The organism is Pseudomonas cavernae (genome assembly GCF_003595175.1).
In the GTDB taxonomy this organism is placed as follows: Bacteria; Pseudomonadota; Gammaproteobacteria; order Pseudomonadales; family Pseudomonadaceae; genus Aquipseudomonas; species Aquipseudomonas cavernae.
Window position 1 is genome coordinate 133614 of record NZ_CP032419.1, and the last position, 13006, is coordinate 146619.

Genomic DNA, 13006 nt, shown 5'->3' on the forward strand with positions numbered 1-13006 from the left:
TAAGAGCCTGTTTACGATCTGCTGCGCGTCGGCCATACGGCGTTAAAAATGGCCTCGGAAAGCAGCTTGCTGCTAACGCGCTTCAGCGCGACCCGGAGGGCGAGTGAAACGAGTTATGCTCATTTACAGCTCGTAAACTCCGCTCCCTCGGCCATTTGACTCGCTACGCTCGCCCTTCGGGCCAGCCTTCGGCTGTTACTCCCGTTGGTCGTTGCGCCTTGTCTGGCTCTAGCTCGCGAGATCGTAAACAGGCTCTACGCCCTACACCACCTTGGCCGCGCGCAGCGCGGCGATCCGTCCGGCGTCCAGGCCGAGCAGGCGCTGCAGCACCGCCTCGGTGTGTGCGCCGAGCAGCGGCGCGGCGTTGCGGTACTCCACCGGGGTAGCCGACAGGCGGATCGGGCTGGCCACCTGCGGCACCGTGCCGGCCAGCGGATGCGGCAGGTCCAGGCGCATGCCGCGCGCCTGCACCTGCGGGTCGGCGAACACCTGGGCGAGGTCGTTGATCGGCCCGCAGGGCACGCCGGCCTGTTCGAGCACGGCGATCCACTCGGCGGTGGTCTTGAATACCGTGGCCTGGCGGATTAACGGGATCAGCACGGCGCGGTTGGCCACGCGCTGACTGTTGGTAGAAAAACGCGGGTCGTCTGCCCACTCCCGGAAGCCGGCGACCTCGCAAAACTTTCTGAACTGGCTGTCGTTGCCGACGGTGAGGATGAAATCCCCGTCGGCGGTGGGGAAATCCTGGTACGGCACGATGTTCGGATGGGCGTTGCCGAGCCGCCGCGGCGGCACGCCGGTGGTCAGGTAGTTCATCGCCTGGTTGCCGAGGCAGGCGATCTGCACGTCGAGCAGGGCCATGTCGATGTGTTGGCCGCTGCCGCCTTGGTCGCGGTGGGCCAGGGCGGCCAGCACCGCGACGGTGGAGTACAGGCCGGTGAGGATGTCGGTGAGGGCCACGCCAACCTTGACCGGACCGGCGCCCTCTTCGCTGTCGGCGCGGCCGGTGAGGCTCATCAGGCCGCCGAGCGCCTGGATCATGAAGTCGTAGCCGGCGCGCTTGGCGTAGGGGCCCTCCTGGCCGAAACCGGTGATCGAGCAGTAGATCAGGCGCGGGTTGAGCGCCTTCAGCGACTCGTAGTCGAGACCGTAGGCGGCCAGGCCACCGGCCTTGAAGTTCTCCAGCAGCACGTCGGACTGGGCCGCCAGCTCGCGGATCAGGCGCTGCCCCTCGGGCTGGGTGAAGTCGACGGTGATCGACTGCTTATTGCGGTTGGCCGACAGGTAGTAGGCCGCCTCGCTGGTGTCGCGCCCCTCGGCATCCTTGAGGTAGGGCGGGCCCCAGCTGCGGGTGTCGTCGCCGACGCCGGGGCGTTCGACCTTGATCACCTCGGCGCCGAGGTCGGCGAGGATCTGCCCGGCCCAGGGCCCGGCGAGGATGCGCGACAGATCGAGGACGCGGATATGCGAGAGGGCACCGGACATGTCATCTGCTCCAAGGAAGGACAGGGCCGGCAGACTCGCTGCAGCGCCCGTTGCGTGCAGGGGCACGCTTGCATTCATCCTAGGGGTGTGGGGGCAACCCGGCAAACGAGGATTTTGCACGCAACTGTGCAGAATCCTCACTCCATGAGCGGCCGCAAGGCCATTGTGCTGGAGCTGCTGCGTTTCGCTGTGCGTAATGCGCCTATTCGGCGGGTGACTGGCGGGCCTGCAACAGCTCGCCGATGATGCGCACCGGGCCGAGCAGATGCGCGTGCATCAGGGCGCAGGCGCGTTCGCTGTCGCGGCGCAGAATCGCCTCGACCAGGGCCGCGTGCTCCTCGCGCTTGGCCTGCAGCGCCGCGGCGGAAAACACCGTCCGCTGCAACCACAGGTGGCGATAGCGTTCGGCCTGGTCGAACAGCGCCGTCCGTACCTGCAGCAAATGCTGCGAGCCACAACCGGCGGCAATGGCCGCGTGGAAGGCCTGATGGCGGGCATCCCAGAGACTGAGCATCTCTTCCGCATCCTTGACCTCGACCACCTTGGCCAGGCTGTGGGCCTGGGCGAGGATCTGCGCCTCCCAGGTATCGTCGCCACGGGCAATCGCCAGGCCGAGGATCATCGCTTCCAGATGGGCGCGGGCATCGTAGATATCCGCCAGCTCGCCGAGTGACATCGGCGCCACGCGAAAACCGCGCTGACTGATCGCCACCACCAGGCGCTCCGCCACCAGCTGCGACAAGGCCTCGCGCAGAGGGCCTACGCCCAGGTCGTAACGCGCCTTCAGCGCGCTCATCAGCAGCTTTTCGCCGGGCGCGAAGACGCCGCGAATGATGTCGCGCTTGAGCAGTTCGTAACCGCGAATCGCCAGATTCTCTCGGGAGCCGGGGGCTTGCATCACACCATCCTTGCACGGGTTCGCGCCCATCATACCGAATCGCTTGAGGCCAGTTTGGGCGAGCAGGGAGGTGCACAGGGCGTGGTTTATTTTTGACACATTTATAAAATGTCGATATTTTCAATATACGTCGACAATAGTTCGACCCCACAGATTGCCTCCCTAGCACTCGCCTCCCTGCCTCTGGAGTATCACCATGAGTACAGTTGTTGCCCTGAAGAGCCTGGCCGTCCCCGCCCCGCAGAGCCTCAGCGGCTTTACCCTGCGACCCAGCGCGCAATCGCCGCGCCTGCTGCAGCTGACCTTCAGCCAGGCCACCGTGCAGGGCTTTCTCGCGGCCCTCGCTGAGTGGCCGGTCCAGGCGCTGGAATACAAGTCATTCCTGCGCTTCCGGCTGGCCAAGATTCTCGATGAGCTGTGTGCGGGCAGCCTGCAACCGCTGCTGATCAATACCCTGCTGGACCGCGCCACCGGCGGCCTGCTGGTCAGCGCCGAAGGCCTCGACCAGGTCGCCCAGGCCGATGACATGGTCAAGCTGGCCACCGCCGTCGCCCACCTGTTCGGCCGCTCCAACTTCGACGCCATGAGCGGCCAGTACTACGCGCGCTTCGTGGTGCAGAACGTCGATGCCTCCGACAGTTACCTGCGCCAGCCGCACCGGGTGCTGGAGCTGCACACCGATGGCACCTTCGTCGAGCAGGACACCGACTACGTGCTGATGATGAAAATCGACGAACAGAACATGGAGGGCGGCGACTCGCTGCTGCTGCACCTCGATGACTGGGAAGGCCTGGCCACTTTCAACCACCACCCGCTGGCCCGCCGCGAGCTGCGCTGGACCGCGCCACCGAGCAAGCGGGTGGACAAGGACGTGTTCCACCCGGTGTTCGACAACGACGCCGAAGGTCGGCCGATCATCAGTTACATCGATCAGTTCGTGCAGCCGAAGAACTTCGAGGAAGGCAACTGGCTGACCGACCTCAGCCAGTCGCTGGAAGGCAGCCCGCACAAGCTGTCGGTTCCGGTGCCGGTGGGCAGCTTTCTGCTGATCAACAACCACTTCTGGCTGCATGGCCGCGACCGCTTCACCGCGCACCCGGGCCTGCGCCGCGAACTGATGCGCCAGCGCGGCTACTTCACCTACGCCAAGGTGCTGCGCGAGCCGCGCCAGTGAAGCCATGGCCGCCCGCGCTGCGCCCGGCGCGGGACGGCGCCGCAGCGTCACAGACCTTCAGCACACGACTCCCAGAACCCACAGGTGATCCGGTGTACGACTTCATCATTATCGGCGGCGGCATTCTTGGCATGTCCACCGCCATGCAGCTGCTGCGCACCTATCCCGCCAGCCGCATGCTGTTGCTGGAAAAAGAATCGGCCCCGGCCCGGCACCAGACCGGCCACAACAGCGGGGTGATCCACGCCGGCGTGTACTACACCCCGGGCAGCCTCAAGGCCAGGTTCTGCCTGGCCGGCAACGCGGCGACCAAGGCCTTCTGCGAGCAGCACGGGATCGCCTATCAGGTGCCCGGCAAGCTGCTGGTCGCCACCAACCCACTGGAAATGCAGCGCATGCAGGCGCTGTGGGAGCGCACGGCGGCTAACGGCATCCAGCGCGAATGGCTGAATGCCGGTCAGCTGCGTGAGCGCGAGCCGAACATTCGCGGCAGCGGCGCCATCCTGGTGCCGTCCAGCGGCATCGTCAATTACGCCGAGGTCACCGCGGCCATGGCCGGCGAGTTCATCCGGGCCGGCGGCGAAATCCGCTACGGTGCCAGCGTCACCGCCCTGCACGAGAGCGCCCAGGAAATCCGCGTGCAGAGCAGTGCCGGCGATTTCGCCTGCCGCTTCCTGATCACCTGCGCCGGCCTGCACTCCGACCGTCTGGTGCGCATGCTCGGCCTACAGCCGGGCTTCAGCATCTGCCCGTTCCGCGGTGAATACTTCCAGCTGCCGGCGCAGCACGACCGCATCGTCAACCACCTGATCTACCCGATTCCCGATCCGAGCATGCCGTTCCTCGGCGTGCACCTGACGCGGATGATCGACGGCAGCGTGACGGTCGGGCCGAATGCGGTGCTGGCCCTCAAGCGCGAGGGCTACCGCAAGCGCGACATCTCCCTCGGCGACAGCTGGGCGATGCTGACCAACCCCGGCATCCTCAAGGTGCTCAAGGCCAACCTGCGCCCGGGCCTGGGCGAAATGAAGAACTCGCTGTTCAAGCGCGGCTACCTGCAACAGGTGCGCAAATACTGCCCGAGCATCCAGCTTGGCGACCTCAAGCCCTATCCGGCCGGGGTGCGCGCCCAGGCCGTGTCGGACGACGGTCGGCTGATCGACGATTTCCTGTTCCGCCACAGCCGACGCAGCCTGCATGTCTGCAACGCACCCTCGCCGGCCGCCACCTCGGCGCTGCCGATCGGCGCCCATATTGTCGACCAGCTCAGTAGCCAGTTGCTGAGCCTGCCGAGCTTCGCCAAGCCCCAATCCACCCGTCCCGCCGCCTGAGAGCCACCCATGCACAGCACCAGCCTGGCCGACAAAGACCGCCAGTACCATCTGCACCCCTACACCAACGCCCGCCTGCATGAGCAGGTCGGCCCGCTGCTGATCGAGCGCGGCGAAGGCGTCTATGTCTATGACCAGCAGGGCAAGGAATACCTGGAGGCCATGTCCGGCCTGTGGAGCGCCGCCCTCGGCTTCAGCAACCAGCGCCTGATCGCCGCCGCCGAGCGGCAGCTGCGCACTCTGCCCTTCTACCACGTGTTCGGCCACAAGGCGCACCGGCCGGCCATCGAGCTGGCCGAGAAGCTGATCGCGATGGCGCCGGTGCCGATGAGCAAGGTGTTCTTCACCAACTCCGGCTCGGAAGCCAACGACACGGTGGTCAAGCTGGTCTGGTACTACAACAATGCCCGCGGCAAACCGGCGAAGAAGAAGTTCATCAGCCGGCACAACGCCTACCACGGCATCACCGTGGCCAGCGCCAGCCTCACCGGCCTGCCGGCCAACCAGCGCGGCTTCGACGTGCCGCTGCCGGGCTTCCTGCATGTCGGCTGCCCGCATCACTACCGCCACGCCCTGCCCGGGGAAAGCGAGGAGCAGTTCGCCGACCGCCTGGCCGCCGAGCTGGAGCAGCGCATCCTCAGCGAGGGCGCCGAGACCATCGCCGCCTTTATCGGCGAGCCGCTGATGGGCGCCGGCGGCGTGATCGTGCCGCCGCGCACTTACTGGCAGAAGATCCAGGCGGTGTGCCGGCGTCACGACATCCTGGTGATCGCCGACGAAGTGATCTGCGGCTTCGGCCGCACCGGGCAGCTGTTTGGCAGCCAGACCTTCGCCATCCAGCCGGACGTGATGGTGCTGTCCAAGCAGCTGTCCTCGTCCTACCAGCCGATCGCCGCGCTGCTGATCAACGACGCGCTGTACCAGGGCATCGCCGAGCAGAGCCACAGCTTCGGCACCTTCGGCCACGGCTTTACTGGCAGCGCCCACCCGGTGGCCACCGCCGTGGCCCTGGAAAACCTCAAGATCATCGAGGACGAGCAGCTGGTGCCGCACGCCGCGGCCATGGGCGAACGCCTGCTCGCCGGTCTGCGCGGGTTCGCCGATCACCCGCTGGTGGGCGAAGTGCGTGGCTGCGGGCTGATTGCCGCGGTGGAGCTGGTCGGCGACCGGCAGAGCAAGGCGCCGCACGGCAGCCTGGGCAATCTCGGCCGCTACCTGGCCGGCCGCGCCCAGGAACACGGCATGATCACCCGCGCCATGGGCGATGCCATCGCCTTCTGCCCGCCGCTGATCAGCAACGAAGCGCAGATCGACTTGCTCATCGAGCGCTTCGCCCGCGCCCTCGACGACACCAGTCGCTGGGCGTGCACCGGCTGAAACGCCGGCCGTCCGCCAGCAATGCAAAGGCCCGCCGAAGCGGGCCTTTGCATTGCTCCTGCGCCAACTCTTGCTAGCTGCTGTGCGCCTGGCCCTGGGCCACGAAACGCAGCATCCACTCGGCCACGATCTGCCCCTGGTGCGCCTGTTCCAGGCTGTCGATGGCTTGCCGATAGACCTGCTCGCCCCAGTGTTCCCGGCGAATCTCGAGGATCGAGCGGGAGTAGTCCGCCACTAGTTCCGGATGCCCCTGCCAGCACAGCACCTGGTCGCCAATGCGATAGGCGGCGATCGGGCAGAATGCGTTGGCGGCCAGGATGGTGGCGTTGGCCGGCGCCTGGGTGACCTGGTCCTGGTGGATGATCAGCATGGACAGCTGCTCGGCGCCTGGCTGCATCCAGGCCTCCTGCTCGACCACCGCATACTGCTGCACGCCGACGCCCCAGCCCTGCCGGGCCCGCTCGGTCTTGCCGCCCAGCAGCAGGGCCAGCAACTGGTGGCCGAAGCAGATGCCGAGCAGCTTGTCGCCGGCGGCATAGCGCGCCAGCACGTACTCGCGCAGGGTCTGGATCCACGGCTCCACGCCGAAGGAGTCGTACTTGCTGCCGGTGATCAGGTAGGCGTCGTAACGCTGCGCGTCGTCCGGATACTGCCCCTGGACCACATTGAACACCTCGAACTCGGCGGCGATCGGCTGCTGCGCGAACAGCTGCTTAAACATTCGGCCATAGCCGTGATACTGCTCGACCAGCTCGGGACGAATGTGATCGGTTTCGAGGATGCAGATGCGCAATGCCATCAAGGGACTCCTGACTCATGGAGTGAAACAACAGGGGATTCAGCGCGGCCGGCGCGGCGCCACGGCCACAGGTGACGCTCGCGCCGCGGCAGGTCGCCACGGCGCGAACGCGCGGATTCAGCCCTGCAGATCCTGCAGGGTCAGGTCCAGGCACCGCCGCGCCTTGCTCACCAGCTCGTCGATCTCGGCTTTGCTGATCACCAGCGGCGGCGCGATGATCATGGTGTCGCCGACGGCGCGCATGATTAGGCCGTTATTGAAGCAGTGGCCGCGGCAGAGCATGCCCACGCCCTTGCCCGCATAACGCTCGCGGGTGGTCTTGTCCTTGACCAGCTCGATGGCGCCGAGCATGCCCAGGCCGCGCACCTCGCCGACCAGCGGGTGGTCGAGCAGTTCGCGCAGGCGCTGCTGCAGGTAGGGGGCGGTTTCTGCGCGCACCCGCTCGAGGATCTTCTCCTCGCGCAGGATGCGGATGTTTTCCAGCGCCACCGCCGCCGCCACCGGGTGCCCGGAGTAGGTGAAGCCGTGGTTGAAATCCCCGCCTTGCTTCAGCACCTCGGCCACCTTGTCGCCGACGATCAGCCCGCCCATGGGGATGTAGCCAGAGGTCAGGCCCTTGGCGATGGTCATCAGGTCCGGCGTGTTGCCGTAGTAGTCGCTGCCGAACCACTCGCCGGTGCGACCGAAACCGCAGATCACTTCATCGGCCACGAACAGGATGTCGTACTTGGCGAGGATCTCGCGGATCTTCGGCCAGTAGCTGTCCGGCGGCACGATCACGCCGCCGGCGCCCTGGATAGGTTCGGCGATAAAGGCGGCGACCTTGTCCACGCCGACTTCGAGGATCTTCTTCTCCAGCTGCTCGGCGGCCCAGATGCCGAACTCGTCGGCGGGCATGTCGCCGCCTTCGCCGAACCAGTAAGGCTGCGGGATGTGCACGATGTCCGGGATCATCCCGCCCTGCTCGTGCATGCCCTGCATGCCGCCGAGGCTGGCGCCGGCCACGGTGGAGCCGTGGTAGCCATTGTGGCGGCCGATGATCACCTTCTTGCTCGGCTGGCCCTTGAGCGCCCAGTAGTGGCGGACCATGCGCAGCATGGTGTCGTTGCCTTCCGAGCCGGAGCCGGTGAAGAACACATGGTTCATGCTTGGCGGGGCGATCTCGGCGATGACCTTGGCCAGCTCCAGCACCGGCGGGTGCGCGGTCATGAAGAAGGTGTTGTAGAACGGCAGCTCTTTCATCTGCCGGCTGGCGGCGTCGGCCAGCTCATCACGACCGTAGCCGATCGCGGCGCACCACAGGCCGGCCATGCCGTCGAGGATCTTGTGGCCTTCGCTGTCCCACAGGTACACGCCATCGCCCTTGACGATGATGCGCGGGCCGCTGTCGCTCAGCTGCTGGTAATCGCTGAACGGCGCGAGGTGATGGTCACGGCTCATGGCCTGCCACTGCAGGGTTTGCGGGTTGTTGTAGGTAGTGCTCATAGCGCCTCCAATGAGTGGCAGCGCAGCGACCGCGAGGCCGCTGCCCGATTAGCTTCTGGCCAGCAGATGCTTGATGGCGAAATCCGCGTCGGCGGCCTGTTCACTTAATTCATGCTGTTTGATCAGCGTGTACAGCTCGATAAACGGCGCACCGAGGGTTTCCGCCATGATCGGGCAGCCTTGCAGGTCCGCCAGCGCCTCGCCCAGGTTCAGCGGCAGCGCGCCGCGCGCGGACTGGGCCGGGCGGTCGCTGACTTCCGGTCCCGGCTCGATCTCCTGCCGCATCCCGGCCAGGCCGGCGCCGAGCATCAGCGCCAGGCTCAGGTAGGGGTTGGCATCGCCGCCCGGCAGGCGGTGTTCGACGCGGCGGTTGGCCGGGTCGGAGTGCGGCACGCGGAAGGCCGCGGTGCGGTTGTCGTAGCCCCACTCGACGCTGGCCGGCGAGGCATCCGGGCGCTGCAGGCGCACATAGGAGTGGGCATAGGGCGCGAGAATCGCCATCGACGCGCGCGCCGACGCCTGCCAGCCGCCGATGAAGTGCCTGAGCCGCATGTGCGGCGCGCCATCGGCCGCGCTGAAGGGGTTGCTGCCCGTGGCATCGGCGAGGCTGATATGCCAGTGCAGCCCGGTGCCCGGTTCGTGCCGATAGGGCTTGGCCATGAAGGTGGCGAGGCAACCGTGGCGGCGGGCGATCTCGCGGGCCAGGCGCTTGAAGCGGAACACCGCATCGGCCTGGGCCAGCGGCTCGCCGGGGGCGAGGTTGACCTCGTACTGGCCCAGGGCCGACTCATGGCCGTAGCCGGTGATCGGGATGCCCTGGATTTCACAGGCGGCCCACAGCTCATCGAAGAACGGCGCGAAGGTGCTCGCGGTTTCCGCGGAAGCCAGGTCGTGGGAGCTTTCGATATGTGGCACGCAGCCGGACATGCCATGGGCTACCTGCAAGCCGCCATCGGCCAGGCGCTGCGGATGCACCAGGAAGAACTCCAGCTCGGGGGCGACCCTGGCCGTGTAGCCGGCGGCCTGCAGCCGGGCCAGCGTGCGCTTGAGCAGCTGGCGCGGCGACAGCTCGGCGACCTCGTACTGGCAATGGCCATCGGCCGCAGTGAAGCTCGCCTGCAGGTCGCAGATGAGGGTGGCCGTGGGCACCGTGGCCAGCGGGTCACGCACCAGCGTGCGCCAGTCCGGGCGCATGGCCATGTCCGGGAAGGTCGGCGGGAACACCCGCTGGAACACCTGGGGCGGCTCGCCGCCGGTGACCGTCAGGCCGAGAAACAGCGAGGGCATTTTCGCCCCCAGGGTCTCGGCGAAGCTGGCGCGGCTGAGGATCTTGCCGCGCGCCACGCTGGTCAGGTCGGCGAAGACCAGCTCGACCCGGTGGATATCGTTGGCCTGCAGCCAGGCCAGGGCCTCGCTGGCGGTGGAAAGCTCAGGGTGCATGAAAGAAAAACCTCGAGATCTAGGCGCAGCCCGCAGGCTGCGCCGCGTGGATGTCTAACCGTTTGCCCGGCGCCTGCCGTCAGCCATCGGCCTGGCGCGGGGCGAGCCCGACACAGGGCACGCCGGCCCAGCGCAGGGCGGCCACCCACTCTTCGGTGCGGTGCGCCACCGTGTGCCGGCGCAGCAGGGCGGTCAATTCGTGCCGGTGCTGATACCGCGCGCGCCGGCTGGCAAAGCGCGGGTCCGCCGTCCACTGCTGCTGGCCGGCCAGCGCGCTCAGCTCGGCAAACTGGTAGTCATTGCTCACCGCGAGAAAGAACGCCCCGTCGGCACTCGGAAAGATATGGCAGGGCGCCGGGTCTGGTGCGCTGCCGGCCACGGCGCGCATGAGAGCCTTGGGTATCATCGTCCTCCCCCAGTCGAAGTCTGAATGCAGAGTGTCCGGCCAGCCCCGCGGGGCAGAAACTACAACGGGCGGGCAGCCTGGCTACCCGCCCGTTGCTGGTGGCGCAAGTCAGTAGAACGCCTGGATGCCGGTCTGCGCGCGGCCGAGGATCAGCGCGTGGACGTCGTGGGTGCCCTCGTAGGTGTTGACCACCTCGAGGTTGACCAGATGGCGGGCCACGCCGAATTCGTCGCTGATGCCGTTACCGCCCAGCATGTCGCGGGCCAGGCGGGCGATGTCGAGGGACTTGCCGCAGCTGTTGCGCTTCATGATCGAGGTGATTTCCACCGCGGCGGTGCCCTCGTCCTTCATCCGCCCGAGGCGCAGGCAGCCCTGCAGGGCCAGGGTGATCTCGGTCTGCATGTCGGCGAGCTTCTTCTGGATCAGTTGGTTGGCGGCCAGCGGGCGGCCGAACTGCTTGCGGTCGAGGCAGTACTGACGCGCGGTGTGCCAGCAGAACTCGGCGGCGCCCAGTGCGCCCCAGCTGATGCCGTAGCGCGCGGAGTTGAGGCAGGTGAACGGGCCTTTCAGACCGCGCACGTCGGGGAAGGCGTTCTCTTCCGGGCAGAACACGTTGTCCATGACGATCTCGCCGGTGATCGACGCGCGCAGGCCGACCTTGCCGTGGATCACCGGGGCGGAGAGGCCTTGCCAGCCCTTCTCGAGCACGAAGCCGCGGATCTCGCCGGCATCGTCCTTGGCCCAGACCACGAACACGTCGGCGATCGGGCTGTTGGTGATCCACATCTTGCTGCCGGACAGGCGATAGCCGCCGTCGACCTTCTTCGCCCGGCAGATCATCGAGCCCGGGTCGGAGCCGTGGTTCGGCTCGGTCAGGCCGAAGCAGCCGATCCACTCGCCGGACGCCAGCTTGGGCAGGTACTTCTGTTTGGTCGCTTGGTTGCCGAATTCGAAGATCGGCACCATCACCAGGGACGACTGCACGCTCATCATCGAGCGGTAGCCGGAATCGATGCGCTCGACTTCGCGGGCGATCAGGCCGTAGCACACGTAGTTGAGGCCGCTGCCGCCATACTCGGCGGGAATGGTGGCGCCGAGCAGGCCAAGTTCGCCCATCTCGCGGAAGATCGCCGGGTCGGTCTGTTCGTGGCGGAAGGCCTCGAGCACGCGCGGGGCCAACTTGTCCTGGGCGTACTGCTGGGCGCTGTCGCGCACCATGCGCTCTTCCGCGCTCAGTTGCTGATCGAGCAGCAGGGGGTCTTCCCAGTTAAAGCTTGCTTTGCCGGCCATGTCGAAATCCTCGGGAGTGAATCAAAAGGAACGTAGGTTGGGCCGAGTCCAGCGCAGCCCAACAGCGGTGTATTGATCCTAGGCCCGCACGGCGGTGCGGGCAAACGAGGATTTCGCACGCTATTGTGCTGATTACGCACTTCGAGATAGGTTTAATCGGCATTTATCTCCATTCAGAGTGAAGGTAGCGCATAGATGCGTCGCAAGATCCCCAACACCGCGGCCCTGGTGGCCTTCGAGTCGGCCGCCCGCCACCAGAGCTTCACCCGCGCCGCCGAGGAGCTGGCCCTGACCCAGAGCGCCATCTGCCGGCAGATCGCCGGGCTCGAGGCGTTTCTCGGCATCGCCCTGTTCCGCCGCTCGCGCCGCGGGGTGAAGCTGACCGAGGCCGGCCTGGCTTACAGCCGCAAGGTCGCCGCGCAGCTGGATGCGGTGGAGCGCGACACCCTGGCACTGATGGGCCAGCAGGGCGCGATGAGCATCGAGCTGGCGGTGGTGCCGACCTTCGCCACCCAGTGGCTGCTGCCGCGGCTCAAGGAATTCCAGCGCCTGCACCCGGAAGTCACGGTCAATCTGAACAACCGCACCCGGCCGTTCCTGTTCGCCGACACCGAGTTCGATGCGGCGATCTACTTCGGCGACGCCGACTGGTCCGGCACCGAGTCGCACTTCCTGATGCGCGAGAATTCGCAGCCGGTGTGCAGCCCGGTCCTGCTCGACGGCCGCAGCAGCCTCGACGCCAGCGCCCTGGCCAGCCTGCCGCTGCTGCAGCAGAGCACCCGTCCCTATGCCTGGCGGCAGTGGTTCAACTCGCTGGGCCTGAACGTCGCCCAGGACATGAGCGGACCGCGCTACGAGCTGTTCTCCATGCTCGCCCAGGCGGCCATGCACGAGATGGGCGTGGCGCTGATCCCGCCGTTCCTGATCGAGCGCGAGCTGGCCGAGGGCCGTTTGGTGGTGGCCATGGAACACAGCTGCGTCAGCGAGCGTGCCTATTACCTGATGATTCCCGAGCGCAAGGTCGAGTCCGCGGCCCTGCGCGCCTTCCGCGACTGGCTGCTACCGACCGCCCTGCAATACCGCACGGCGGTCGGGTTGGCCTAAGAACCTGTCTACGATCTGCTGCGCGTCGGTCAAACTGCGTTGAGAACGGCTTCGGAATGCTCATTTACAGCTCGTAAACTCCGCTTCCTCAGCCGTTTTCGCCTTGTTTGACTCTAGCTCGCGAGATCGTAAACAGGCTCTAAGCCATCCGGGCGCGACATGACCGGGCGTCAGCTGCCCTGCAACTTTTGCGGTTGCAGTCCACACTCTATGCAGG

At 66.7% G+C, this 13006-nt stretch carries 11 protein-coding genes; 4 read left to right on the forward strand and 7 right to left on the reverse strand.

Annotation, left to right across the window (positions count from 1 at the left end; translation table 11 throughout):
* Nucleotides 1-261 precede the first annotated feature (261 nt).
* Both D3880_RS00660 and csiR read right to left on the reverse strand, forming a co-directional pair.
* Nucleotides 262-1485: a CaiB/BaiF CoA transferase family protein gene (locus D3880_RS00660; RefSeq protein WP_119891619.1), complete on the reverse strand. Its 1224-nt coding sequence runs from the start codon at nucleotides 1483-1485 to the stop codon at nucleotides 262-264.
* A 202-nt stretch (nucleotides 1486-1687) separates the two neighbouring features.
* Complete coding sequence (gene csiR / locus D3880_RS00665) at nucleotides 1688-2383, reverse strand: DNA-binding transcriptional regulator CsiR (protein ID WP_119891620.1); 696 nt, start codon at nucleotides 2381-2383, stop codon at nucleotides 1688-1690.
* Between the two features lie 196 nt (nucleotides 2384-2579).
* Between csiR and glaH the strand changes: the two genes are divergently transcribed.
* The 3 genes from glaH (at nucleotide 2580) to D3880_RS00680 (ending at nucleotide 6265) form a co-directional block, all read left to right on the forward strand.
* Nucleotides 2580-3557: a glutarate dioxygenase GlaH gene (gene glaH / locus D3880_RS00670; protein ID WP_119891621.1), complete on the forward strand. Its 978-nt coding sequence runs from the start codon at nucleotides 2580-2582 to the stop codon at nucleotides 3555-3557.
* Between the two features lie 92 nt (nucleotides 3558-3649).
* Nucleotides 3650-4888, forward strand: a complete 1239-nt coding sequence (gene lhgO / locus D3880_RS00675) for an L-2-hydroxyglutarate oxidase (RefSeq protein ID WP_119891622.1) — start codon at nucleotides 3650-3652, stop codon at nucleotides 4886-4888.
* A gap of 9 nt (nucleotides 4889-4897) precedes the next feature.
* On the forward strand, nucleotides 4898-6265 hold the full coding sequence (locus D3880_RS00680; protein ID WP_119891623.1) for an aspartate aminotransferase family protein: 1368 nt from the start codon (nucleotides 4898-4900) through the stop codon (nucleotides 6263-6265).
* A 73-nt stretch (nucleotides 6266-6338) separates the two neighbouring features.
* Here D3880_RS00680 and D3880_RS00685 read toward each other — a convergent pair whose 3' ends face one another.
* From D3880_RS00685 to D3880_RS00705, 5 genes are all read right to left on the reverse strand, one after another.
* Nucleotides 6339-7064, reverse strand: coding sequence for an amidotransferase (locus D3880_RS00685; RefSeq protein WP_119891624.1), 726 nt, complete (start codon nucleotides 7062-7064; stop codon nucleotides 6339-6341).
* 117 nt (nucleotides 7065-7181) lie between these two features.
* Nucleotides 7182-8549 carry an aspartate aminotransferase family protein gene (locus D3880_RS00690; RefSeq protein ID WP_119891625.1) on the reverse strand — a complete coding sequence of 456 codons (1368 nt, stop codon included), beginning with the start codon at nucleotides 8547-8549 and terminating at the stop codon, nucleotides 7182-7184.
* A gap of 48 nt (nucleotides 8550-8597) precedes the next feature.
* A complete protein-coding gene (locus D3880_RS00695; protein ID WP_119891626.1) occupies nucleotides 8598-9989 on the reverse strand; it encodes a glutamine synthetase family protein in 1392 nt (463 codons plus the stop codon).
* Between the two features lie 79 nt (nucleotides 9990-10068).
* Entirely contained in the window at nucleotides 10069-10395 is a 327-nt protein-coding gene (locus tag D3880_RS00700; protein ID WP_119891627.1) for a CoA transferase, read from the reverse strand.
* Nucleotides 10396-10503: 108 nt separating this feature from the next.
* Nucleotides 10504-11685 (reverse strand): acyl-CoA dehydrogenase, encoded by a 1182-nt coding sequence (locus D3880_RS00705; protein ID WP_119891628.1) that lies wholly within the window; start codon nucleotides 11683-11685, stop codon nucleotides 10504-10506.
* Nucleotides 11686-11880: 195 nt separating this feature from the next.
* On the opposite strand from D3880_RS00705, the gene D3880_RS00710 reads away from it, so the two are divergent.
* Nucleotides 11881-12789 (forward strand): LysR family transcriptional regulator, encoded by a 909-nt coding sequence (locus D3880_RS00710; RefSeq protein WP_119891629.1) that lies wholly within the window; start codon nucleotides 11881-11883, stop codon nucleotides 12787-12789.
* Nucleotides 12790-13006 lie beyond the last annotated feature (217 nt).

Coding starts and splice junctions, on each gene's coding strand:
- D3880_RS00660 (WP_119891619.1), bottom strand. CDS start 1,485: ATGTCCGGTGCCCTCTCGCATATCCGCGTCCTCGATCTGTCGCGCATC.
- csiR (WP_119891620.1), bottom strand. CDS start 2,383: ATGCAAGCCCCCGGCTCCCGAGAGAATCTGGCGATTCGCGGTTACGAA.
- glaH (WP_119891621.1), top strand. CDS start 2,580: ATGAGTACAGTTGTTGCCCTGAAGAGCCTGGCCGTCCCCGCCCCGCAG.
- D3880_RS00680 (WP_119891623.1), top strand. CDS start 4,898: ATGCACAGCACCAGCCTGGCCGACAAAGACCGCCAGTACCATCTGCAC.
- D3880_RS00685 (WP_119891624.1), bottom strand. CDS start 7,064: ATGGCATTGCGCATCTGCATCCTCGAAACCGATCACATTCGTCCCGAG.
- D3880_RS00690 (WP_119891625.1), bottom strand. CDS start 8,549: ATGAGCACTACCTACAACAACCCGCAAACCCTGCAGTGGCAGGCCATG.
- D3880_RS00695 (WP_119891626.1), bottom strand. CDS start 9,989: ATGCACCCTGAGCTTTCCACCGCCAGCGAGGCCCTGGCCTGGCTGCAG.
- D3880_RS00700 (WP_119891627.1), bottom strand. CDS start 10,395: ATGATACCCAAGGCTCTCATGCGCGCCGTGGCCGGCAGCGCACCAGAC.
- D3880_RS00705 (WP_119891628.1), bottom strand. CDS start 11,685: ATGGCCGGCAAAGCAAGCTTTAACTGGGAAGACCCCCTGCTGCTCGAT.
- D3880_RS00710 (WP_119891629.1), top strand. CDS start 11,881: ATGCGTCGCAAGATCCCCAACACCGCGGCCCTGGTGGCCTTCGAGTCG.